Below are 22826 nucleotides of genomic sequence, written 5' to 3'. Positions count from 1 at the left end.
TCGAAGAAAACAGCACTTCTGGGCAACGTGGACTGCACAATCCAGCATGTGAATCCGTCCCCTCGGACTCCGTAGCAGCTACATCGCCTTCCCCTGCTGTCGCGTCGGCGCGCTTGACGAACGTAGTGCAGACAGCTGCGGAGCTCCTGCGAGTCAATGGAGCTGCTTGGGGTCCCCAAGTCGCCATCGGCACTGAGTTGTCCATCGAGGAAGCGTTCGCGCGCGCCGGTTCAGTTCCGGGCGATGCGGTGGTCGCAGACATGGAATGGCTCCGCCAGGCGCAACGAGACGGACTCTACGACGGCGCCAATCGCTCACTCGACTCACTCGTGCGCCATATCGAGTCGACCACAATCACGGACGTCGATCTAGCCGATCATCTAGGACCGAATTGGCAAGCAGTAATGGATGTCATCGGGACTGTCGCGGCGATCGGGTTTGACGAGTACGTGAGCAAGGTACGTACGTCACCTGCGATGAGAGCAGCCGATGCACTCGACATTCGGTCCGTGGTGCGCGAGAACGCGGTAGCACTCGGCCTCCAGACGGAATGGGACGGAGCTCAGGAGGTAGTCGCGTTTTACTTTCAGGAATGTTCTTTGGCGGCATTGGGGCAGCGAGAGGTGAACGTTTCCGTCGAGGAATACATGCGTGATTGGGACTTGGCCGAGGCTTTGGCGCGTGACGCGGTAGCGGCTGCTTTCGCCGCAGACCTCACGAGCGACGATGGCCGTGAACAGATCGAGATTTTGGCACGAGGTCTTCAGATTGTTCAGGCACCGAATGAATTCGGTCCCGATGATTTACTGACCAGATCCGTGGATCCGTATGAAAACTTGCATCCGGACGAGGTCGAGCTTCTCGAGCTGGAAAATCCATTCATCGAGGGTGAGTGAGTCGGCCAAGCCGTCCCGAGAGAGTGGTCCGAGGAGTCTGCATGCAGCTGTCGACGTAGCGCAGCGATTCGTAGAACCTCAGCGTCGCGGCACCCTCCCTTTCCGTCGAGGCTTAAACCACATCCGGTATGGCGATAGTCAAAACGCACACTTTAGCCCGCCGGAACGATCTGAGCCGGATGCGGTTATCAAGGTCTCGTGAGGAATCGAAACCACTTGGCGTATTCGCGTATCTTCGGTGCGGGACGTCAGCCAGCGGCCCGGTCGACACCTGCCGGGACGATTCGCATGCTGACCGCTTTGCGTTGTCCTGCAACCAAACCGGAGTAGCTGCTGGGGTTGATGCAGTGGTCATGCCTAGTTGCCTCAAGCGCCGAATGCTCGGTTCCCAGTCACCGTCACCGTCACCTTGCCGATGATCCGCCGGCGACCTACGGTCGTAGGGGCAGCACCGCCTATTTCGGCCCCTTGGGGTGCAGGACATCAGTAATGCTGATATACCCAGCCTTAGGCTCTTTTGGAAGGCTGATCGGCAAAAGCCCCATGCTTTCCCGGCGCTCGTTAACCGAAAAAACATACCGCGCAAATTGGGGCTTAACCTGCACGTCGGGGAACTGTGCGCGAAGCTCCTCAATGATTTCGTAGCCCTCGTCATACCAGTTGAAGACATTTATCCCTGGAAGCCATTGCGGCCGCGATGCGAAACCATCGATCTCCCCCACGAAAAATTTTTGAAAGCGGTCGGTCCACGCGAGTATTTTCTCTCCCAGAGCATCGCCAATCCCAATCTGGCTGGGGAGAACGTACGGCTGCCTCGGCCGACTGATTCTTACCAGTTCCTTCGAAGGCCATAGAGAACTGGGATGGCCATAGTCAGGGTAGACGCGAATGACAAGATTTTCCGTGCCTTGTATTTCCATTTCTATTCCTTAATGTTTTTGCGGAACTTCTTGAGCGCTTGCACTTTCGAGGATCTCGATTCGGCTGTTGAGCCGTTCGACCCTCATGCGCACGCTCCAGATGAGTTCGACGAGGCTGTTCTGCATGATCGGGATATCCATGATGTCGGACAACTTCCGCCACAACTCCATAGTCGACTTGCGATAGGAATCGTAGGTAGCCTGTAGCGCCACTAATTGCACCTCGGCCGGGACGAGTACCTTCACACCCGGTCCGTACGGCGGTGACTGCTGACCTCGCCACGGAGACCACCCAGATAGAACCTCGGCCTCAGTCATCGACGAAAGTCGGTCCAGCAACTCACGACACGCATTGGGGGAGGAGAAGACTGTTTCAAGACATCGGTGATAGTTCGGGGGCTGCATTTGTTTGTGTTCCGGCATGGCCATCGCTCCCGCTTACTCCGTCCGAGGACGAAGATTTCGACTCTACTCCCGGTGACCTATTACTGCGAGTGGAGGGTTGTCCGACCCGAATTTCTCCTGTTTGTCGATGTTCAAAACGCACACCTACACCCGCCGAAATGATCTGAGCGCGATTGGGTTGCCGGACTCTCATGAATGATCAGAAACCATTCGGCGGGCGCGTGTCGTCGCGCTTCTAAGTGAAAGAATGACGCGTTGGGCAGGGATAATGAGCGGATGAGTCTGAGTGTGTGTACTGATGTAACAGCCGCCGACTGGTTAGTCGGGCAGGAAATGCGGTGGCCGCAACTCGCTGTGAAGGGTCCGCTCGGCTTTCCGGCATACGCGAGGCTCAGGTTCCTGCCAGATCCCGTCTTCGAAGGCCAGAACGAGAGCGCTGCAAACTACCCGGAAGACGCCCTCCCCGAAGACGAGCAATTAGCCGTTGTGCTGGAAATATTGTCCCGCTATACCTCCGCGCCCGCTGACTGCTACTTCTGTGTGTGGGAAGGCTGGGGAATAAGCGTCGTCGGCGATGATGTCCCGACGGTGAAGCTCCCTACCCGCAGTTACTTGCTGTTCCATGGTGCACCAACGGATTGCGGTGGCTGGGGCCCCGATGTCCAGTTCGACCCGCGGGGCCCTGATGCCGCTGATCCGGCGTTCGTATGGCCAGCGGATCACGCGTGGTGTTTTACACACGATGTCGATCCGCATTTCGCAATTATCGCCGGGCCTGCAGAAGCGATCGACCTCATCATCGCGGACGCTCGGATCGACGCGGTAAGCCATGATCCCGAGACGGAACCGCCGTACTACTCTTGAATGTCTTGGGATCAGTGGTGAGCAATTAGGGTGACGCCTGACATTTTGGTCGAGTTAGTAGCGGGGTGTGCGGACTACGAGTGAGGGAAAGTGATCCAGTGGATTCCGTCGATTGCTTCCCTGCCACTGGGGATTGTGGGCTGTACTGCCATGTCGTGCAGATAAGCAAAGGCCGCAGCGGCCGGGTCCGTGTTGCCGATCATCCGTCGTAGATGCGAGATCACGAATTTGTAGCCCACAACAGCATTGGGCCGCTCGTCGTTGCCGTAATACTCGATGACGGCAGCAACGGTGTCCTCGTTTGGTAGTACATCGAATGACCGCACCCTCAATCCACCTCGTTCTTGGAAGCCGATCAGTCCGGCGAGGAAGCTCGCGGCGCACCGCATCGTCCAGGGGTCGAAATACGTTGAATACTCTCGCTCTTCCCCAGAGGCAGGTGACGTTTCAAAGGGCGGGGTGCGGCGGCGTTTGGACAATGTAGCTCCTTGTTGGTGAAGTGATGTCATGGGTAGTTCGAAGGCACAGTTGTCACCCGGGTGCCTCACTCAACGCAGTCACATTCGGTTCCCATCAACGAATACGAGGCCGCCGACAATTCACGCAGCCGCGAGGCCAGCCCCGCCGCAAACTGGGCTGGTTCCCGAACGATCGGACCGCCGCCGGGTAGAAAGAAGCGGCCGAATGTCATCTGGTTGTGGTCGGGGAGTTCGATCTCCAGCTGGAAGCAGCGCTGGTTCCGGATTCGCTGGAAGGTGAACCTGACGATTCCGTCGTGGAGCCATTGGAGTGCGAGCGGTTTGATGTCGCTTTTGATCGCGGACCTGCGGGACAGCGCACCCACGGTTGCGACGAATGTTTCACCGAGGCCGGAACTTTCGGGCGGCCCGGCAAGGCGTAGATTCCAGTACCTTCCTCGCCGGTCCATGTGCGGGAGGTAAAAACTGTGGTTCAAGGAGCGGTACACCGGCATCAACTCATCGAGCGTCCCGGCTATACGGTGCACTGAGAAATATCGATGTACGTTCGAGTGCTTCCACCAATCGAAATCAGGCGGGGCATCGATCATGGGTCCCGAATTCGAAAAGAACGCGGCAACGACATGAATCGGGCGCATCGTTTCTATATCGGGGGCATAGATGTAGGTCGCTCCCAGGTTTACCGGTGCGGCACGCCGAACGACGTCAACAGCGGCAGACGGTCGCAGCACGGCACCCGCGACAAAGAACTGGAGCATCCAGTTTCCTGTTTCGGCGAGGAAGGTTCCGTCGTCGTCGACGGAACGTCGGCTCACGGTGATCAGGACCGGTTCGCCGCCCACTTCTGTCGAATACCCGCCGCAGGGAATCCGGCCGCTCTGCAGGATCTCTCGGATATCGATGCCGTTGTCCTGCAAGGGCACCGGAACGAAATCACCCATGCCAGGCAACTGCATCGTTGGTGAGCGGAGTTCGGGGCCATTCGTGGTGTCTCATCACGTAGGTACGCTCCTGAGGACTCCGTCCAGAGACGAAGAGATGAACGCTACACCTATCGAGGGAGATCATGAACGAGGACGCGGTATATCGCGGCATCTAGGCTCCTCATATCGACAGTCTGCGCCCAGTCGATACATCGGATAGGGCCTTCGATCACTGGTCACTGGCGTTTACCTCAGCGCTTTTCAAGGGTGTGACCAACGGGGAAGCAGAAAGGTACATCGAAGTTCTGAGTGCAACTTTGGCCGAGGGATCCCTGACTGTGGTCGTCAGAGTTTTTCGCAGTCAGGGATCCGCTAGTGTTTCCTTCGAGTTCGCCCTACCGGACTTGCGTACTTACTTCCAGCCAAACAATCCGGAAACCGTTGCATTGATCTGCATCGGAACCATGATCGAAACGTGGCCGCGAAGCGGAATCTCCGAAGAATCGAACGAAGACCTTGACCTGACCGTGCGGGTTCCGCCCCATAACGCCTGACGCATTCATTACCGCCCGCGGGGATTACCGGTACTTCTGATATCGAGTGTCGAGACCCCGGCCCGTTTATAGCCCGGCCGATCAGTCGTCTTGTGTCGCAGGCGATCGACCTCATCATCGCGGACCCTCGGATCGACGCGATTCCGGTTGTCCCGTGCATACCTCCGGCCCAGACCGGTGCACGCATTCCCAGGGCCTGGTAGAGATCAGATCTTTGGCATGGTGCTGTTCGTCGTGCAATCGGATCGAGGTCTTTCTGTCGGTCATGCCACCGAGCGTGAATGCCTGATCCACCGCTCGGCGCCGAGCACACGGAGAGCGGACGGGTCGAGAACTGCACTCCAGTGATTATCGCGGTGCCCGCTCATCAGATCGAACCTGAATACCAGTACCTGACCGGCCTCACGAAGCGCGTCGAGGTACTCATCGTGTCCGTACACATCCCGATACTTCGAGTAGTCGGCACCGGACCTGCGGCTAAACCGCCGTCAACTTTGTAGAGATTCCCACCGCGCGACCTATCGCGATCAGGAGAACGCTCGTCCCACATCTCGACGATTTCAGGACCGGCTCACTAGCTTTCGACCGCCCTCAATAGTGTGAAGTCGGAATCATCTTGATTTTATCCGGCGACATCGACATCAACAGTTTCTACCGTTGTTGCAAAGCTGGACGACGTCAATCCCATGCGCGGCAGGAAGAGGTTCGATGACCACGGAGGCGACCTTCGCGTCGTTTGTCGAGACTGCCGACACAGCAGCGGATTCTCATCCACTGGATGACCCGGTGCGGCAGAGTCTTCACGGCCACCACGCCCAATTCGCCCAGTGGGCAGGCAGAGTTGCGCGATACGACCCCACGGTGGCTCCTTTCGTTGGTCATCCGCCCGAGTTGGAAGGCGAAGACTGGGAGGACTTGGGTCGGCTCGTCGGTCCGGGCGGCACCGTGGGATTGCGAGGATTCGATCACCAGCCACCGAGCGGATGGACTGTGGTCGACCAGTTCGGATCGGTCCAGATGGATGGTTCTGCGCTCGAGGTATCCGTCGATGCATCCGTCGAACTTCTCGGAACACGTGATGTTCCCGAGATTCTGGCGTTGATCGAACGTACTAAGCCCGGACCCTTTTTTCCTCGTACGGTCGAGATGGGGAGCTACTACGGTATCCGTGTCGACGGAAGACTTGTGGCGATGGCGGGGGAGCGATTGCATCCTCCGGGATGGACGGAAATCAGTGCTGTCTGCACCGACGGAGATTTTCGTGGGCGAGGATTTGGTACGACGCTGATCCGAGCAGTTGCGGCCGGAATTCGTGAGCGCGGTGAATTGCCGTTTCTTCATGCGGTGCAATCGAATACGAATGCGATCAGGTTGTACGAATCACTGGGATTCGTCATTCGGAAGAGATCTATGCTGACTGCGTTGCAAGCGCCAGCCTGATCGATGTCACCAATAGGTGGCAAGTTCTCACGTTCAGTAGTCGCCGCTGAAAAACAGCAACCCACCCGACCTCCGACACACATGCAAGACGGGTAAACAACAGTGGCTCCCGGTCAATCGCTACCGACCCGGAGCTGGACCAGGCCCACCGTCTTTCAGTCGGCGAAGTTCTCGGTATAGCCGAGGAAGAGTGTCCGCCTGCGAGTCAGTGTGTCCACGAGGCGAGCCCATCCAGGCGCATCAATACTGCCGTAGATGGGCTTCAACTCCTCGACGAGCTCGTTCGCCTTCATGAGGGACAACGGCGAATTCCGTTCGAATCCAATCCAGGAAGCACCTATACCAAGTGGACGATAACCGTAGGCGTCGGCGAGATGACGGGTGACGGTGTAGTTCTGGAACGTGTCCCAGTCGACGCTGAAGTACCCATTCGGGAAGCCTGCGATTGCCGCCAAGCTGTCGCGGACCGGCACATGAAGAACGTGGATTTCGTCGTCGAGAATAGTGGACGGTTTGTCGTTGACTTCAGCCATTCGGTCGATCCAGTCGGGAGGGCATTCTCGAGTGCCGTGTAGTTCGTCCCAGCTCGGTATCAGTGCGCTCCTGCTGAGCTGAGCCGCCACATGAGCAACCTGCCGGAGTTCGAAGCGCCGTTGAGCGTCTATGTCGTTCAGAAAATCGAGATCGTCTGTCGCGACTTCGAGTTCATCGGACTCGCCGGCGTGCATGCTCGTGTACGACGCCTGGGTAAGATCGTCGAGGGTGATGAAGACTCGGGCGTCGAGATGTGCGGCTCGTTCTGCGGACACCAGCGTCAGAATTTCATCGATGTCCTGAACGTCACTTAGTCGTGCGCGAGTCAAGAGGCTCGTGCGGGGGTCTTGGGCTCCGTCGGGAATTCGGTCGATCTTCATCGACCAATATTAGGTGTACGGCTGCACGTGCCGAACCACGTGATCTAAGGCCCACGATCCGTTGAAGCGCAATGCACAACAGGTCACAACGTTCGGGCAACTATCCAGCATGGTTCAGCGTCTGATCACGGCGATCTGTGTTCGGTGGTGTGTCGCGTTGTCGATTTCGTCAACAGTCGCAACAGCGAGGTCGGTGTAGGTGAAGGTAGGGTCCGATGAAACCAAAAGTTCCGGACCGGCACTGACCAGAAGCGCGCCACCGGTTTCGGCGTGCTCGGCCAGGACGACCGGAGGTGGAGTGATTACCACCCAATCGAGTTCGCCTGGGCTCTGCTGGAGAAGTTCGAGTTCGAGGGCGTGGCCTACTGTGAATGGCTTCGCTTCGTAGGGAAAATCAGGTATGTCCATCAGTCGTATCCCCGGTGTCGGTTCCAGAGTTGTTCCGATCCCGATCACGAGTAAGCGCCCAGCCTGCAGGCCTTCGATCAATGCACGTGTGGATGCGGCGAAGAACTGGTCCGGCGATATGTCGATGCGAGCGCTGGCGTTGATCACCACATCTGCCCCTGCCGTGAGCCGACGCACGTCAGCGACATTGGTGACGTCACCGGAGACACCACCGATCTCGGGGTGTGTAGCTGGGTTGCGCAGCACCGCAACCACGTCGTGACCCCGGGAACGGCCCTGTTGCCAGATTTGACGACCGGCTCGCCCTCCAGCTCCGAACAACACAATTCGGCTCATTTTTTCTCCGTTCGACTGCGTCACCGAGATGGCGACGGGGACTCGTTCACGGTAGGACCTGCCCCCTCGGTTACTGCAACGTAAGCGACTCAACGTCCGTATCGTGGATTTCATGACAGGGCCTCTGGATTCAGAACTATTCGCTTCGTGCGGGACAGTTCGTCCTCCGATACAGGTAGGCGGTAAATGGGATGCTCAGATCATCTTTTGTCTCCTCGGTGGAGCCCGGCGATTCTCCGAGATACAGGTCCCGATGCGGCATGTCGCGCCGAAGGTCCTCACCGAATCTCTGCGAACTATGGAGCGTGACGGATTTGTCAGTCGGACAGTGCATTCGGAATCACCGCGCCACGTTACCTACGCACTAACCTCACTCGGATACACGCTCAGGCAACCGCTGCAGGCTGCTTGTGAGTGGTCTCAACAACACCTTTCGGAAGTGATCGAGTCCAGACAGCAGCACGAAACTGGACTCGCGCGCCGAGCATAGGTAGATGTTTTATCCAGGTTGTCTGCGTGACAATATAATTCGGGTGTTAGGTCGGAAGTTGTTCTGGACTGCGGCCGAGTTGCCTTCAACCGACAACTGGTGCTCGCACTTCGGGTGGAACCGCTCAGAGCCGATCGGAGGCGATCGAAGGCGATTGCAGTATCAGAGCATCGCAATAACCGGCAGGGGGTTGTGGGGTACTCGCGATAACCGATCATCCGGACTTCTTCCTGTGTGAGTGCGGTCATGACCGAACCCAGAGGTCACTGTGAATGCCGCGCGAGGATCGACATGCCTGCCCGCACCGCATCCCAATCAGTGCTCACGCGGTGCGCCATCGCTTGCGACAGCCAGGTCCGCCGCTCGGCTTGCTCCCGGATCAGACTGGCGACGTCGATGTCGATCTCCGAGGGAACGCCGGTCGCGGCGATCGTGTCCACCCGTACCTGCATTGCCTCGAGCAAGCGGCAGTCAAAATCGGTTACCGCGGATACAAATTCGGCGGTGTTGACCGATGTCCTACCTGATAGCGGGGCAGTGAATGCAATCTCGCCGTCGGGGTCGATAGGGAAGCGCCAGTCCATGTTGACGGTGTCCACCGGTTCGAGTGTGCGCCACCACTGTAGTTCGGGTCCGAAACGCAGATATCCCGTGTCGATGCTTCGATCAGTGTAGGGGTCGGTTACCGCGTCGATCGCTGTGTCGTCCAGGAGTTTGGCATCGTCGATGTCGTCGAAGTCGATGGTCCACCCGGTAGTCACGAATTCCACCAGATCATTCGGCACGGGTTCGAGGATGTAGGGCAACGCCTGCAGTATGTCCTCCCACAGGCGGGCCACGTAATAGTCCGCCCACGGTGGGGCCGTTCGCCCGCCCGCAGGGGAGCGCCTGGCTGTGGTCTGCTCGGTATATCGCAACAACTCGATGCCGCCCACATCGAGGCAGTACCAACCCTCGGTGAGTCCGAACCAATGCAGGTTCCGGTTCTCTCCCCATGGTTCGACCTCGTCTACCGGGACCAGCTCGAACTGGAAACGCATCATGACACGATGCAACCTCATAGTCGTACGTTCTGTCTATCGACTTTTACCGCGAGAGCATTTCAGAACCCAGGGATCTCGGTTGTCGGTGCGTGCGAGTCGGCGGAATACGGAAGATCTCCAGGAACGAACACGCATAATGCCCGGATCATGCCGCCGTTCACACATCACGATGAGTTGGCTACATCTTGGCGGATCGGGCCATCGCGAAGGAGTAGAAGCCGTAGGTGATGATGCCGATGCCAGCAATTACCAGAAGCGCGACTCCATAAGGTTGGGCGCCGAGGGTTTTTAGGGCCCCATCGAGGCCGGAAGACTTGTCTGGGGCAGATTGGCTGACCGCGAGGATCACCAACACCCCTATCGCCGCGATGGCAAGGCCCTTGGCAATGTAGCCGATTGTGCCCAGGCGTCGAACCAGATCACTGGTGGAGCCTTCGAGGTCCTCGAGGAAGTTCTGGCTAGCGCCTTTGTAGACGTGGTACCCGCCGACCGCGATAATGACGAGCGCACCGACAACGAGCGCGACCGAGCCGGCACCCGATTGCATCAGGCGCGCAGTGAACCCGGTGCTCTGACTGCTGCTGGATTTACCGATACCACGAGCGAATCCCCACGCGGAGAACGCAAAAGCGAGATAGACCACTGCCAGTGAGAAGGCCTTGATTCGATCGAACACCCGCGAGAGTTTGCTGTCTGAATCGGGTCTGGAGGAACTGCCGAGTACGGCTTCAACGAGCCGCCACAGGCCCATCGCAGCGAACGCTATGACGCCGATCCACAGCGCTACGCCTCCGCCGGGCTTGTTTGCCAGTTCAGCCATCGCCCCGGATTGGTCTGCAGTTCCTCCTGCGCCCCCGAGGGCAAGGCGTATTGCAATGTAGCCGATGATCAGGTGAACGATGCCGCTCCCGATGAAGCCGGCACGGGCAAATCGCTCGAAGATGCTGTTCTGGGCGACACGACCGATCGTGGACGAAGAGTTGTTGTATTCCGTCGACGCAGTGTGCGAATCGCCTGAGTTGGTGTCAGACATGTTGGGTGGTCGTCTTCCGTTGTGGGCGTCGTCCTACGTTGGCGAGTGTACTGCTCACCGGCATGTCGAGAGTTACTGGGCGGCGACGGTCACGGCCGAACCCGGTGGCACGATGTGGCTGCGGCCGTGGATCGAAAGTGCAATCGGTGCGGCATCTTTCGTCTCCGACGACACGGTTACCGAAGAGTGCGTGCATTGAATCTGCAACCGATGGCCACGGTAATAGATCGTGAAGACAAGTTCACTCAGTTCGAGCGGCAATTGCGGGTGCAGCCAGAGAACATCTTCGCGGAAGTCGAGGCCCGTGTAACACCGTTCGAGAATATCGATCGCGCCGGCCATCGCAGCGAGATGAATACCCTCGCGCGTGCGGCCACGCTGGGTGTCCGAGAGATCCGACGCGAGCGCGCTACGAAGCATGTCCCATGACTGCGAACGGTTGCCTCGCACCAGCACCCAGGTATGTGCGATTCGGCTGAGAGTCGATCCGTGCGTAGTGCGGGACAGGTAGTAATCGATCGTGGACGGAATCGACGACGGATCGAATGGGTAACCCAACCGTGCGATCAGATCAGTGAGTTCCTCGGCGGAAAAGATATAGAGCAGCATGAGTGTGTCGGCTTGTTTCGAGGCCTTGTAGTGAACGGTGGAGTCGCTCTCGGCTTCGAGGATGAGATCGAGCCGACCGATATCGATGTACCGGGAACGGTAGTCCGCCCAGTCGAGTTCCTTGAGGGCGTCGAAACCCTCGAATTGCGCGAGCAGACCATTCGGAAGGAAAGCGAGGCGCAGGCGTCGACTCATTTTCTCCCAGGTAGCCAACTCGGCTTCGGTGACCTCGAGATCATCGGTGATGGATCGGCTCGTGCGGCCGAGTATCTCGACTGCGTCGAGCGCGCGCATCAGTGACCACTGCGTCATGATGTTGACGTACGTGTTGTTGTCGATGCCTTCGCCGGGACGGTCCGGATAGCCGTCATGGAATTCATCCGGTCCCATGACGCCCCGGATGTCGTATCGGTCGTCGGTGGCGTCGTATTCCGCTCGACTGATCCAAAATCGTGCATTCTCGACGAGAAGTTCAACTGCGTGATTCCTGAGAAATTCGAGATCGGTGGTTGTTTGCCAGTATTGCCACACGTTGTATGCGACAGCGAGGTTGACGTGATGCTGACGTCGAGAATTGTCGGGCATCCAGCGCTCGGAACGAGGATTGAACAATGCTGAAGGAGTTTCCTCGCGTCCATCGCTGCCGCTCTGCCAAGGGAATAGTGCGCCATCGTGGTCTAGCTTTTTGGCGTTGCGTTGTGCCTGTTGTAGTCGGCGACTTCGATACAGGAGCAAAGATCGTGTCAATTCGGGTAGACGCAGCGTCAGGATCGGCGTGACAAACAATTCGTCCCAGAACACGTGCCCGCGGTAGGCCTCGCCGTGCAGTCCTCGCGCCGGGACGCCCACATCGAGATCAATGGTGTGTGTGGACAATGTCTGGAGTACGTGAACGATCAGAACGTTGGCAGCCAACGATGTCGTGACATCGGAGCCCAGTCTGATGGCAAATTTGTGCCACAGAAGATCCCATGCAATGCAATGTCGGCGGAACAATTCGCTGTGATCGGCGGCATCGATTGCGTGTTCACGTGCCGCGTGTTCAGGTTCCACCGTCGCACGGTCACGAGATGTGAAGAGTGACATGGTCTTTTCGAAGATAACGGGCTGTCCCGCCGACGCCGTGTATGTGACTACCTGTGTGACGGCACCGTCGCTGACATTCATACGCCGTGTGTGTCGCGGCGTCGACCCGTCGTCGAGTCGCACTCTCAGCCGTTCACATTGCGACACACGGATATGCGACGTCGACGTTTCGACGGTCGATGAAACACGTTCGTGATCAACAGCTTCTGCGGAAACCACAGAGTGATGACGATTTGCCAGCAAGGAATAGTCCGGGACATTGTTGTTGCACACATCTGTGTTGATTCCCGAACGGACATGGACAGTGCCGTCCCAGTTCTGGGGGATGATCGTCGTGCTGATTGCTGCGAGGTGAGGATCGGCCATCGAGACGAATCGTCGTTGGCGAATTCTGGTCACACGGCCGGCGATGTCGCGGAAAGTCGTTTCGCGGCGAAGCGTCCCGCTGCGTAGATCGAACTCTTCATGGTGGTGATCGATCAGATGGGACCCGCTCCCGAGCCATTCTCCGTCCGGTCCAGCCACGGTAAATACCGTCCAATTCGGAATATTGACGGCACTCTCGTCCTCGCGAGATCTACCGGCCACCTCCGATATCAATCGGTTGTAGCACCCAGCGACGTACGCGCCGGGGTAGTGCACGCCGTCGTCGTTCGATTCCGAGAGCGCACCGCGTGTGGCGAAATAGCCGTTTCCTTGTGTCAACAGCGCTTCCCTGACTCCAGCGGTGTCTGGGCTGAGGCCACGGTATTCGAGGGACCAGGATGGGTCGGCGCCATCAGTGCACAGCTCGCACGCAGCATCGTGGTTGTCGCCCTCTACCGGCGCAGCGGTGACGAAGTGGTAGTCGATCTCGCTGACGTCGGAGACCACGAGATCGGCTCCACTGTCAGTTAAGTTTGCAACATTCTCGGCCGGTCCAAGGCCGACACACATACCGAAGCCGCCAGAATGGGCAGCGCGGATTCCGGCGGTCGCATCCTCGACGACAACACACTCAGCTGCGGGGACGGACAGGCGCGCCGCAGCTTCCAGATAGGTGTCGGGGTTCGGTTTTCCCGATAATCCCAGCTTCGCCGCGTCGATGCCGTCAAGGCGGATGTCAAAGAGATCCGCGAGGTGGGCGCTGTCGAGTACGAACTTCGCATTTCTGCTTGCCGAGACAATCGCTGTGTAGACGCCGGCCGACCGCAACTGCTGAATCCATCGAACCGTAGGAATAATCACGTCGACGCGATGTCGAGCAAGCTCCTCGAGGAAGTACGAGTTCTTGCGACGGAGAAGACTGTTGATGGTAACCGTGTCCGGAGAGTCATCCGAATTTCCCAGCGGGAGAACCACATCGCGCGACGTGAGATACGACTGCAGCCCTCGAGCTCGTTCTTTGCCGTCGATGTACTGCCGGTAGTCGCGGTCGCTGAGTTCCACGTCGCCGACCCCACCTCGTTCAGACAGGTAGTGGAAGAGTCGACGCCAGGCTGCGAGGTGAACTTTGGCGGTGTCGGTGACCACTCCGTCCATGTCGAACAAGATGGCTCGCAAGACCTTGCCGTCGATGACAATCGACGCCCGAGGAGTTCCGTCCGCATGCCAGACCGTCATGGCAGCTGCACAGACGATGTGGGCGAATGGATCAACGTAGTCAGGACTTCGCTCGTTTCAGGCGTCGAAGTGTGTGCGCAGATTTCCAATCTCGCTCCCTCCGGCAGTGCGGTTCTCTTCACGGTATCGGATATTCCGGAATGAGTGGCAGAGCTGGACGTGTTGCCGCGTGTTGTTGATGTTCGAAAGATTCCGACACGCGGGTTCCGATAAACTTTTCCGAAGATTAGCTTGAATTTATTCACCATGCATTTCAGGTGGGATTAATGTGCGGATTACAGTCGTCTGAGCAGGCTGTATGCGCTAAATTAACCGACGTCTTGCTGATTGTCGTAGTTTCGCCTTCTCGGCTGAGTTGGCGTGCGCGATGACAAAACATGATCTACGTTCGGTGTTGTAAGGATTTGATTCAACCTCACCACGAAGGGAAGATTGAAATGGGAAGTTTGGAAGATTTCGATATCTCGGCAGTGTTGCAAAAGTTGATCGCGTTCGTGGATTCCTTCTCATCCGAGTCGCCGGAGACCCCTGAATAAAGTCAGTGATGAATGGTGCTGCGTATGCCCACAAAATGGGTGTACGCAGCACCAACTGTCGTTGGCAGCACGTCGGCGAAAATTCTAATACAGCCCCACTTTCGAATTTCATGCTTGAATGTGGAACCTTTTCGCGTCAAATCTCCGCGTTCCGCGCTGCACGGTTTTTCACATCCCCCGAGGCATTAAAGCGACGCAAGTTCTTGATGAGTCGAGATAGCCAGACGGTTCCATACGTTGATCGCTGAGATTGCCATCAGCAGGCGAACAATCTGATTTTCGGTGTACGACGCACGCACGCGCGTCCATACTTCATCGGACACGCCGCCTTTCCTATCAGCGTCACCTGTTCCGTAAACTCCAGGACTGCTTGCTCAGCCTCGGTGAACCATGACGACGCTTCTCGCCACGCTGATAACACGTCCAATCGGCGTTGATCTTCGCCATCTTTTCGAGATTCGGTCGTGTGAATGTCGAGGCAGTAGGCGCAGCCGTTGATCTGCGAGGCACGGATTTTCAGGAGATGGAGGGTTTTCGGTTCGAGGTCTCCGGCGTGGACATATTTCTCGATAGCCAGCATGCCTTTGTACGCCTCGGGGTCTACGTCGCTGACGGACAGTCGTTGTGTGGCCTCTGGTTGACTTTCGATGGTGCTCACGTGATCCTCCTTCGCGTCGGTAGGGGAGCGAGCCGTGATCGCTCCGAATTCCACGTTAGTGACGACGAAGTGCTTTTTACACCGCTCACGCTTGGAGCGATGTGTCCTGTTTCGGCACTGTGTGCATCTTCCTATGTCAGAGTCGGTAGATGAGCGAAAATGCGGGCCCGGCGGACTGGTGGACCGTGCTCGCCGGGATCACAGCGCTGCTCGTTGCCGGCGCTTGTGGTCTTGTTCTGTGGAGTGTTGTCCCACTTGTTTCGTATGTGTACTTTGCACTCGCCATAGTCGTACTCGCCGTCCTGGGTGCAGTGTGGTTGATACTCAGCGTGATTGGCTGGTTCAAATTTCGAGCATTGCGGTGGAGTCTCATTGCGCCGGGACTTGTACTCGTCACGGGCGCACTGGTGATGCTGTCCGTACCGTCGCGAGTGGCGTTCATGGCGTCGAAGGGCTCACTGGCTGCCGAAGCACAGGAATGCTCGACGTCGTCGACCGACCGGCGAATAGGCGCGTATCAGGTTCGGCGAATCGAGTCAGTAGACAATGGGTGTCTGTTCTACATCGAAGGCGGGCTGATCAATTCGATTGGCCTGGCATACCTGCCGGACGGCGCACCGTACCTCGGCGACCCCAGACATGACGGCGACATCGGCTACCAGGAATTCGACGGAGATTGGTACACGTTCGTGCAAGCATTTTAGGTGACCGTCAGGCGATCAATGCCGTCGCGAGATTCCGATATTCAGCGGCGGGGAAAGCAGTCGCGTCGGCGGTGAGTACCTGGATGGCGACTTCGTCGGCGCCAGCTTCGTAGTGAGCTTCGATGCCGGCGCAGACACGTTCGAGGCCACCCCACGGGATGAGCTTGTCCATCAGGGCGTCGCTGCCGCCGTTCAACAAATCTTTGTCGGTGTAGCCGAGACGGCGGAGGTTGTCCGAATAGTTCGGCAACGACAGATAGCCGCGCATGTATTCGCGGGCGATCCCACGCGCAACGGCTTCGTCTTCTTCGAGGACAACGGCAACTTCAGGCGCGAGCAGTGGCTCGGTTCCGAGGATCTGTCGTGCGAGGGCTGTGTGTTCTGGCGGGACGAAGTACGGGTGCGCTCCTGCAGATCGTGCCGCCGACAGCTTGAGCATGCGAGGGCCGAGAGCCGCCAAGACTCGGCGACTGGAGGGGACCGGTTCCGGTGCGGCGTCCAGGGCGTCGAGGTACTGAACCATGTGGGTGTAGGGCTTGGTGTAGGTGTGTTGAGCCTTTACATCGACGATCGGTGCGTGGCTGGTTCCCACTCCGAGCAGAAAGCGGCCCGGGTATTTGCGTTCGAGTGCGCTGACAACGTGGGCGGTTTCAGTGGGCTCGGCATGCCAGATACTGGCAATGCCACTGGCGACACCGATTCGCGTTGTCGCGGACAGCACTTCTTCGTAAACTTCGGGGAGGCCTTCTCCGAAGCCGCCCGACGTCCAGAGCCGTGTGTAACCCAACTCTTCCAGTTCGCGAGCTGCATCGAGTGCTTCTTTGCGATGGTTCGGGCTCAGCCATAGCGCGCCACCCCATGCACTTACCTGTCGTGTCATACCGTGAGCCTAGCTATTGATCCGTTCAGCAGTGATGAAATCAGCGCGTCAGGTTACTGTGCCTGCATCTTGAGTTCGGGTTCTCGGCGATGATGCACTGGATCGGAGACCAGAGTTCCCTGGTGGTACAGAATCGTCCAGTCAGCTTCGCTCCGTTGCCAAATGGTTGCCCTGCGGGTGAGCTTGGCATCGTGCAGAAGCGCGTAGGTCAGCAGATACGTCGGCGCGATCTCTCGTAGTTGAAACTCGCTGGTTTCCCAGCCGCCGCCCTGTTGGTCGGTGGGATCTGCCGTGTATCGCTGCTCGAGGACCGACCAGACGTACTCGCGACTGTAGCGGTGGCCGGATGCTCCGATCTCCCAGAAGTCCGGGTCGGTAAGCCGGTTGAAATCCTCCCCCGTGGTGCCCAGTTCTGGGTGGTGGAAGATCGGCTCGCGACATTTCAGCTCGGTCAGCAGTTCAAGGAGTTCAGGTTTGGTGTTGCGATCAGGCTCACTCGGGGGTTTGTCCACAACACTCAGTATTCGTCTAGCGATGCTGAGGCGGGGAACTTCTGGCGATAACACCGCCCGAAGAGCCCGTCCCACCTTGCCTCGATACGTCACAAACGCTCTTCGGTGAGTAGCCGATAGATGACGTACGCCGTGAACCAGAGCATTGCGATGGATGCAATAACGAACAGCACCTCAAAAAATGTGACCACGTCAAGATCTCCTTTTTCGCATCAAATTCTCTCTCCTCGAAAATATAGCAACAATCAGTTGCGATAATTTCGGAAGATGAGACTTGGCACAATGGGAGATATGAAGCAGCGAGGTGTCGCCGTACGAGTGGCCGTGATCAACGCAACGGTCCGCCAGGTCGCAGCACTCGGGCCTGAGGCGGTCACGATCGCAGGAATCGCTGCCGACGCCGATGTGCATCCGACCTCGATCTACCGTCGATGGAAGACCGTCGACGCGGTCATCATCGACGCCCTGAGTGAATTCACTGACTCTGGGTTGGATATTCCAGACACCGGATCAGTTCGTACCGACTTTCTCGAGTTTGCGATACATCTCCGGGATTGGCTTGCGACACCTTTGGGACTCGCATTGTCGCGAACCGGTGTCATGTCAACCAATGACGAGCAAGTCCTGATGGCAAGAAAACTATTCTGGCGCAGTCGATTTGATGCCGCAGGTGAAATGATCCGGCGAGGAATCGAGCGGGGTGAGCTTGCTCGGGATCTCGATCCAGACACTGTCCTTGCAGCCTTGGTTTCTCCCATTCGCCTTGCTGCGGTTTCACAGCACACCGAACCTGCCGTTGATATCGAGAAGCTTGTTGACCTCGTGGTTGGCCCTCATCCCAGACGGCGATGAGTTGAAAGTCGCTACTCCTGGCTATTCTCAACCGTTGATACACTTCCGCCATGCCTGATTCAGGTTCTATTCAGTTCTTCGCCACCCTCGACGAACTCGTCAGAACGTCCAGCATTGTCATTGACCGCCCGAGAAGCGTTGTCCATCCTCGTATTCCACATGCCGTCTATCCCGTCGACTATGGATACCTTGCCGGCACAAACGGCGGCGACGGTGATGGCATCGACATTTTTGTCGGTACCGACACCGATGTGGGAGTGAATGCCGTATTGCTCACCGCCGATACTGAGAAGCGAGACGCTGAAATAAAACTGCTTCTCAATTGCACGCCCAACGAAACCGCGCAGGTTCGTGCATTCCTTGTTGATGTGCTGCACATTGGCGGGCACGTGGTAGTGCGCCCCTGACGTCATGTGTGTGCGCAGCAACGGCGGAAAGCCCTTACCTGGCGGGCGCCGAGTGGACGATCAGGTGAATCGTCGTGTTCGGGTCACTTATCGCCCTACAGGTTGGGTGTACGTGGTCTACGGAGCCCCACCTGATCCGCCGCTACTGTTGAAGGAAGTTACGGCAGTGCGTGATCCATCGGGATGGCGCGGGGCGAGGGAAGAGTAAGGACTCGGCTTCCGGTCCTGCATCAGCCCTCGGAGAGTAAATCCCACCCTTCGGAGCGATCTTTTGATCCAGCGTGCTGAACGCGCCTGTGTCGCTGCAGGACGTTCCTCGCTTGCGTTGTACTCCATTTGCCCACAGTAGTCGGCAACGGGCAGATTGGTGCGTGAGTGATGATCTCGCATATCCCGTTATGAAATTTCACTAAGAGCTGTCCATTCGTAGTGAAACACCGGCCATCCGGCGAGCGCCCACGCAGTTACTCGCCTCCGGCCGGAAGTGTCTGGTCCCACCAGCCGAGCACGCGCGTGCCGATGAGCGTCAGCCACTTGGACGGTTCACCTTCGGGGGCGTCCACGTCGAACCAGACCTGGCCAGCCATTACACCGTTTTGCAACCAAGTGCCGTCCGGCTGGCGCGCAGCGCGGATGCGACCGATCGCCTCAGCAAGTCGTGGATCCGGCTCGACGAGGTTGATCGCTGCCGCCTCGCGGAAGTAATCGGTGGCGTTGAGGATGCTGTATCGCCACCGAGATGGGTATGCGAACCAGTCGACCCACGGCGCAACCGGTTTTCCGGTCGAGAGTCTGCGAAACAGTTTGCGCTGCAACAAGAATTCTTCGCCGCGCCGGCGGGCTGCACGCGTTTCCTCGCTGCCGCCAGTCGCGATGTCGTGGGCCAGCAGTCCTTTGAGACTGTTCAACGTGGAGTGAAAGGACGAGCGCTCTGCACCGTTCACCCACTCGCAGTTCCAACCGCCGTCATCCAGTTGATGTTCGAGGAACCAGTTGACGATGCCCCGGACGTCCGCACCCAGCCACAACCCGTTTGCGACTGTCCATGCGTTGACGCAGGCGTCGACCTCGCCGTCCCAATAAGGCAGACCGTTGTAGTCCCACCGGCTATTCTCGGCGAGCAGTTCTGCCGTCCGCCTCGCTCGCAGCACTCCGGCATCGAGTCCCCACTCCCGCAGGGAGTTCAGAGTCCACGTCGTCGCCGTCCACGGCTGCGCACCGACGGCGACCAGCCCATCGAAGTCGGAGGGCAGGAACGAGCCGCCCGCCCACTGTCCGTCGGAGTCCTGCAAGGCGAGAAGCCGCGCACCGTAGCCCTCAGTCGCTACCCGCGCTCGGGTCGCCTTCCACCTGTCCTGCGCGGCACCGACGATGTCTCGCTCGACCTGCCAACGCAGCGCCGGGTCCGAGTCCAGCATCCAGGCAATCACCGGACAGTCGCTCATGCTCGGGACATCGTCGGCTCGATGGTCCGCGCAGGGTGATACCTGGCTTGGACACTGTTCGGCTTGGAGCAGGGTGGAATTGTGGGCGGCACGGGTCAGTTTTGCATGGCGGACGGCCAAATCCGGCTAGAAAACGAAATGTGCGCGCTATTGCGTTTGTCGCACGGTCACGCTGTGATGTCGGGTACATCGTTCCGGCGAGATTGAGAAGTGCAGATCGTCCAGGCGATCGCCGCGCGGCAATTGTGTTCACGCAGGGCTGATCACGCGCGCGTGTGCACAATCGGCGAGCGACGTCGGCGAAACCTCGATATACGGCCGGGGACAGGCTTCGCTGGCCTCGTGTTTGAGCGCGTATCTTTGCGGATTCACGTGACGTGGGTCCCACGCACGAACCGCTTATCGGATCGTCTTAGATGGAACTGTCGCCGGAAATGACGTGGCGCCTGGCGGTTTGGGCCCGCCCGGAGAACTGGAACTCCGCCAACACCGCGTTGCCTTCTACGACACGGACTCGCAGCGGCTCGATCGATTGGCCGTGAATATCCTTTGCGGTAATTGTCGCGATTTTTCGTGAATAGGCCGGGCCGCAAACAAATGTGTGATCGACTCGAAGCGCAAATAGCGGAGGGTCTCTGTCTGTCGTCCGCGAAAACACTTCCACTACGTATGGAGATGCGATGCTGAAGGTGCGGGGCGGGACGAGGGGCCGACTGGTTCTGACAGCTCTTACTGCGGTACTGATTGCCGCTGCCAGCGGCAATGCATCCGCTCAGCCGTCTTCATGGGGCCCACTCGCCGATCCCAACCCGTTCCTCGGACCCATGGGTACCTCGACGATGCACGGCGACGCGGGTTCCTCCGACGCAACACCACTCATCGGCCCGGGAACTGGGAACTTGGCTGTCGACCCGCTTCCCTTGGCGGCCGCGTGTCCGACGCTGCTCGAAGGTTCCGACGGATTGGTGCTGGCGCTGTGCACCAGCATTCTCGGCCAGATTCCAACTGTGCACCTGATAGATACCTCGAGCCTCGGGACGGGCTCGGCGGGTTCGTCAGCCGGATCACTCTCACCGGCCGCTTCCGTCGCACAGCTTGAACTTGCAAAGGGCAGCCTCCTCGGAGGTGTCTATGCGTACTTGGACAACCAGGATCGTCTTGTTGCGGTGGATGGTGACCGCAAGCTGGTACGAGTGCAGCACGAGCGGATAGCAAACGGTGGTTGGCGGCTGTTCATCGACCAATCCGTTGATCTGACTTCGTCAATTCCCGACGGAGACAACGTCACCGGCCTTGCTCCGGACTGGCAGGGCAATGTGTGGTTCGCGACCGGGGCCGGTCGAGTTGGGCGCGTTGACGGGGGAGGAGTCGCTCGCACACTGCAATTGCCGGCCGGTGAGGAAGTCCAGAACAGTATCTCCACCTCCACTTTCGGCACCGCGGTTGCGACTACACATGCGCTGTACCAGTTCAGCGCCTCGCAGGACGGCACCCCGAAGATCGACTGGCGCGCACCGTACGACCGGGGCAGTGCCCGCAAACCCGGTCAACTCAGCTGGGGAACCGGTTCGACGCCGACGTATTTCGGTCCCGATGGTGATGACTACCTGACCATTGTCGACAATGCAGACACCCAGGTTTCTCTGTTGGTCTATCGCGCTGCAACCGGTGAAATGGTGTGCAGTCAAAAGGTTCTCACAACCTCAGGCCCGGGCAGTGAGAACTCGCCAATCGGCATCGGCAACTCAGTGTTCGTTGCCGGCACCTACGGTTATCCCTATCCGACGGTGCCTGCGGGCGCCGGTCCCGCTGTACCCGCGACCGCGCCGTTTGTCGGCGGGATGACACGCGTCGATGTCGATGGCGCCGGAACCGGATGCCACACAGTGTGGGACAACGATGTTCGCAGCTCCGCCGTTCCGCACCTGTCGACAGCCGACGGAAATCTGTACACCGTTGTCCGTCAAGGCCTTCCGCTCTCGTCTGATGGCACTACTCCGCTCGATGGGTTTGCGTTTACCGTGATCGATCCGAACACGGGTGCCGTACTTGCGACGCGGGACCTGCCCGGAACAATCGTCAACGACACCCTGCAGATGTCCGCACTGATCAACTCGACTGGCGACTACCTTCAGGGAACAATCAGTGGGGTTATCCGAGTCCGTGGACAGTAACGGCGTCGGTACATTAACGACGCTCTTGACTGCGTTTATGCGGCAAAAAGTACGCTAAAGGTTGCCGTACCCGTGAGTTCGTTGTTGCTCAACGACTGCGCATCCATCAATTCGTGTGCCAGGCTCAGATGATGGTCTGGTATCAGAGATTCATGCCGCCCGACGCCAAAGAGTTGGGTGCAATTGCACACGGTCCGACGCTGTTGGCCCAAGTGGATGGGGTGACTGTGGGGCTACGGTCGATTGTTGCCTACGAATCGGGGCTCGAACTCGCGGTTGTCGTGGTAGCGACAGGCGTTCATGCTGATGCGCTGCTGCGCCAGTACACGGCCCCTACAGTCATCGATCCTGAAACGGGTCGACGCCGACCCGGTGAGACGAATGGGCGCCCCTTGCGGTTGAGAGCTCTCGAGGACTCGGTGCTTCAACCCATTCGGCACAGAGATGGCCAGGGATACGTGAACTCCGAGATACAACAGCGTGAGTATCTGTTTGAGCTCACGCCCTTACCTGACACAGAGGATCTGCCTCTCATCGCAGAGTGGCCGGAGATCGGTCTCGAACCCGTCACGACCCACCTGAAGTTGCCACCGCCCGCTGTATTGGCGGCAGCGATCATTCCACTGCCCTAGTCACTCGAGTGTGTAACTCTCACG

At 58.4% G+C, this 22826-nt stretch carries 23 protein-coding genes; 10 read left to right on the top strand and 13 right to left on the bottom strand.

Features of this window, described 5'->3' with window-relative positions:
- Positions 1-113 precede the first annotated feature (113 nt).
- A complete protein-coding gene (locus FFI94_RS15475; protein WP_260684140.1) occupies positions 114-896 on the top strand; it encodes a hypothetical protein in 783 nt (260 codons plus the stop codon).
- Between the two features lie 455 nt (positions 897-1351).
- On the opposite strand, the gene FFI94_RS15470 is transcribed toward FFI94_RS15475, so the two are convergent.
- A complete protein-coding gene (locus FFI94_RS15470; protein WP_260684139.1) occupies positions 1352-1816 on the bottom strand; it encodes a hypothetical protein in 465 nt (154 codons plus the stop codon).
- A gap of 9 nt (positions 1817-1825) precedes the next feature.
- Entirely contained in the window at positions 1826-2134 is a 309-nt protein-coding gene (locus tag FFI94_RS15465) for a hypothetical protein (protein WP_138868640.1), read from the bottom strand.
- Between the two features lie 363 nt (positions 2135-2497).
- Between FFI94_RS15465 and FFI94_RS15460 the strand changes: the two genes are divergently transcribed.
- Positions 2498-3085, top strand: a complete 588-nt coding sequence (locus FFI94_RS15460; protein ID WP_138868639.1) for a hypothetical protein — start codon at positions 2498-2500, stop codon at positions 3083-3085.
- Between the two features lie 74 nt (positions 3086-3159).
- Here the strand turns inward: FFI94_RS15460 and FFI94_RS15455 are convergent, their stop codons facing one another.
- A complete protein-coding gene (locus FFI94_RS15455; RefSeq protein ID WP_144298290.1) occupies positions 3160-3411 on the bottom strand; it encodes a hypothetical protein in 252 nt (83 codons plus the stop codon).
- A gap of 218 nt (positions 3412-3629) precedes the next feature.
- Positions 3630-4505 carry a hypothetical protein gene (locus FFI94_RS15450; RefSeq protein WP_138868637.1) on the bottom strand — a complete coding sequence of 292 codons (876 nt, stop codon included), beginning with the start codon at positions 4503-4505 and terminating at the stop codon, positions 3630-3632.
- An 817-nt stretch (positions 4506-5322) separates the two neighbouring features.
- Between FFI94_RS15450 and FFI94_RS15445 the strand changes: the two genes are divergently transcribed.
- Positions 5323-5541 carry a hypothetical protein gene (locus FFI94_RS15445; RefSeq protein ID WP_138868636.1) on the top strand — a complete coding sequence of 73 codons (219 nt, stop codon included), beginning with the start codon at positions 5323-5325 and terminating at the stop codon, positions 5539-5541.
- 208 nt (positions 5542-5749) lie between these two features.
- Positions 5750-6481, top strand: coding sequence for a GNAT family N-acetyltransferase (locus FFI94_RS15440; protein WP_138868635.1), 732 nt, complete (start codon positions 5750-5752; stop codon positions 6479-6481).
- A 155-nt stretch (positions 6482-6636) separates the two neighbouring features.
- Here FFI94_RS15440 and FFI94_RS15435 read toward each other — a convergent pair whose 3' ends face one another.
- The gene (locus tag FFI94_RS15435) at positions 6637-7395 is read right to left on the bottom strand and encodes a hypothetical protein (protein WP_138868634.1); all 759 of its coding nucleotides are present in this window, start codon (positions 7393-7395) and stop codon (positions 6637-6639) included.
- A 114-nt stretch (positions 7396-7509) separates the two neighbouring features.
- Positions 7510-8139 (bottom strand): NAD(P)-dependent oxidoreductase, encoded by a 630-nt coding sequence (locus FFI94_RS15430; protein WP_185993215.1) that lies wholly within the window; start codon positions 8137-8139, stop codon positions 7510-7512.
- A gap of 112 nt (positions 8140-8251) precedes the next feature.
- Here FFI94_RS15430 and FFI94_RS34720 point away from each other — a divergent pair, with 112 nt between their 5' ends.
- Entirely contained in the window at positions 8252-8629 is a 378-nt protein-coding gene (locus tag FFI94_RS34720) for a helix-turn-helix domain-containing protein (protein WP_138868632.1), read from the top strand.
- 263 nt (positions 8630-8892) lie between these two features.
- On the opposite strand, the gene FFI94_RS15420 is transcribed toward FFI94_RS34720, so the two are convergent.
- From FFI94_RS15420 to FFI94_RS15405, 4 genes are all read right to left on the bottom strand, one after another.
- Positions 8893-9690 carry a DUF5984 family protein gene (locus tag FFI94_RS15420; RefSeq protein ID WP_138868631.1) on the bottom strand — a complete coding sequence of 266 codons (798 nt, stop codon included), beginning with the start codon at positions 9688-9690 and terminating at the stop codon, positions 8893-8895.
- 160 nt (positions 9691-9850) lie between these two features.
- Positions 9851-10705, bottom strand: a complete 855-nt coding sequence (locus FFI94_RS15415) for a DUF1206 domain-containing protein (RefSeq protein WP_138868630.1) — start codon at positions 10703-10705, stop codon at positions 9851-9853.
- Between the two features lie 72 nt (positions 10706-10777).
- Positions 10778-14002, bottom strand: a complete 3225-nt coding sequence (locus tag FFI94_RS15410) for an HAD-IA family hydrolase (RefSeq protein WP_138868629.1) — start codon at positions 14000-14002, stop codon at positions 10778-10780.
- A gap of 792 nt (positions 14003-14794) precedes the next feature.
- Positions 14795-15196, bottom strand: a complete 402-nt coding sequence (locus tag FFI94_RS15405; protein WP_221937753.1) for a carboxymuconolactone decarboxylase family protein — start codon at positions 15194-15196, stop codon at positions 14795-14797.
- A gap of 149 nt (positions 15197-15345) precedes the next feature.
- Here FFI94_RS15405 and FFI94_RS15400 point away from each other — a divergent pair, with 149 nt between their 5' ends.
- Complete coding sequence (locus FFI94_RS15400; RefSeq protein WP_260684138.1) at positions 15346-15900, top strand: hypothetical protein; 555 nt, start codon at positions 15346-15348, stop codon at positions 15898-15900.
- Between the two features lie 7 nt (positions 15901-15907).
- On the opposite strand, the gene FFI94_RS15395 is transcribed toward FFI94_RS15400, so the two are convergent.
- Positions 15908-16780, bottom strand: coding sequence for a TIGR03620 family F420-dependent LLM class oxidoreductase (locus FFI94_RS15395; protein ID WP_138868628.1), 873 nt, complete (start codon positions 16778-16780; stop codon positions 15908-15910).
- 53 nt (positions 16781-16833) lie between these two features.
- A complete protein-coding gene (locus FFI94_RS15390) occupies positions 16834-17292 on the bottom strand; it encodes a DUF4440 domain-containing protein (protein ID WP_138868627.1) in 459 nt (152 codons plus the stop codon).
- A gap of 282 nt (positions 17293-17574) precedes the next feature.
- Between FFI94_RS15390 and FFI94_RS15385 the strand changes: the two genes are divergently transcribed.
- Positions 17575-18144, top strand: a complete 570-nt coding sequence (locus FFI94_RS15385; RefSeq protein ID WP_185993214.1) for a TetR-like C-terminal domain-containing protein — start codon at positions 17575-17577, stop codon at positions 18142-18144.
- A 50-nt stretch (positions 18145-18194) separates the two neighbouring features.
- A complete protein-coding gene (locus FFI94_RS15380) occupies positions 18195-18551 on the top strand; it encodes an inorganic pyrophosphatase (protein WP_138868625.1) in 357 nt (118 codons plus the stop codon).
- 464 nt (positions 18552-19015) lie between these two features.
- On the opposite strand, the gene FFI94_RS15375 is transcribed toward FFI94_RS15380, so the two are convergent.
- A complete protein-coding gene (locus tag FFI94_RS15375; protein WP_138868624.1) occupies positions 19016-19996 on the bottom strand; it encodes a squalene cyclase in 981 nt (326 codons plus the stop codon).
- A gap of 680 nt (positions 19997-20676) precedes the next feature.
- Here FFI94_RS15375 and FFI94_RS15370 point away from each other — a divergent pair.
- Together FFI94_RS15370 and FFI94_RS15365 are read left to right on the top strand one after the other, a co-directional pair.
- The gene (locus FFI94_RS15370) at positions 20677-22170 is read left to right on the top strand and encodes a hypothetical protein (RefSeq protein WP_138868623.1); all 1494 of its coding nucleotides are present in this window, start codon (positions 20677-20679) and stop codon (positions 22168-22170) included.
- Between the two features lie 131 nt (positions 22171-22301).
- Positions 22302-22802, top strand: coding sequence for a hypothetical protein (locus FFI94_RS15365; RefSeq protein WP_138868622.1), 501 nt, complete (start codon positions 22302-22304; stop codon positions 22800-22802).
- The last annotated feature ends 24 nt before the right edge of the window (positions 22803-22826 follow it).

This window comes from Rhodococcus sp. KBS0724 (genome assembly GCF_005938745.2).
Lineage (GTDB): Bacteria > Actinomycetota > Actinomycetes > Mycobacteriales > Mycobacteriaceae > Rhodococcus_F.
Note: the sequence above shows the minus strand (reverse complement) of the source record. Positions and strands in the feature narration are given on the sequence as shown.